Genomic DNA, 923 nt, shown 5'->3' with positions numbered 1-923 from the left:
TAGGATCAATCTTAATGACTTTTTTGTAAGCATCAATGGCTTTTTGATACTCTTTTAATTCACTATAAGAATAACCAAGATTAAAGTAACCAATCGATATATTTTTTTTATCATTTTCATAGTAAGCGTGGCCGATAAAATATTTCCATAGGTCAATTGCTGTCTTATCATTTTCTTTCCGTATTTTTACTCTTAGTTTTTGAGATTTTGTGCCATATTTTTCAACTTCTTGTTCTGTTTTTTTGGTCAACTTCCTCCCTGGACGGGACATTTGTTTCTCCATTTGTTTTGCATTTTTAGCACTAGATTCAGTTTCCCTCGCGGATTTTTTTGCATTTTTTTCGTATGTTTGAATTTTTATTAATGTGATTTCAGCATTTTCAAGAAGTTCATTAGAAGAATCAATATTACCCTTAATCACAATAACCTCATATCCAGCAAATGCTATCAATGCCATCAAAGAGATACCGATTATATTTAACCACCAATTAATGCCATCTCCTCGGCTCTTTAAAACATCTTGCCTTAAATCTTGATATTTAGAGGTGTGGTCTGCATCTTTATCTTTTTGTATGTTTTTAATGGCGTCCGATTGCCATTTTGATTTACGCTCCAATCTCGATAATCGTTGTGGTACTTTCTTGTTATTAGCCATTAATGTAGTGCCAGTTTGTTTTGATTTTCGCAGATGAGGGTGTTGTTTTTTTCTATAACCAACCAAACTTTATGCGTTTATGAACATTTTAAACGACAAGCTTGATACAACTAACGAACTTTTGACCTCTCGTATTGGGCTTATTACACTAGCGCATACTATCCGAGTATTGGATTTATCAAAAACAATAGATCAGCACTTCCCCGCATTGGGTAGTAATTGTGCCCTTAAAGCCTCAACCTTTATTAATACCTTGGTACTGAGTCAA

2 protein-coding genes are annotated in these 923 nt (G+C 33.6%); one reads left to right on the top strand and one right to left on the bottom strand.

All coding sequences use genetic code 11. The annotated features are described in order from the left end of the window. A partial coding sequence (locus BAZSYMA_RS05125) for a tetratricopeptide repeat protein (RefSeq protein WP_143243112.1) occupies positions 1-655 on the bottom strand: 655 nt, incomplete at its 3' end. A 79-nt stretch (positions 656-734) separates the two neighbouring features. On the opposite strand from BAZSYMA_RS05125, the gene BAZSYMA_RS05120 reads away from it, so the two are divergent. Further along, positions 735-923: hypothetical protein (locus tag BAZSYMA_RS05120; protein ID WP_143243111.1), on the top strand; the 189-nt coding region annotated here is incomplete at its 3' end.

This window comes from Bathymodiolus azoricus thioautotrophic gill symbiont (assembly GCF_001298715.1).
Taxonomy (GTDB): domain Bacteria; phylum Pseudomonadota; class Gammaproteobacteria; order PS1; family Pseudothioglobaceae; genus Thiodubiliella.
This window is presented reverse-complemented; position numbering and strand designations above follow the sequence as displayed.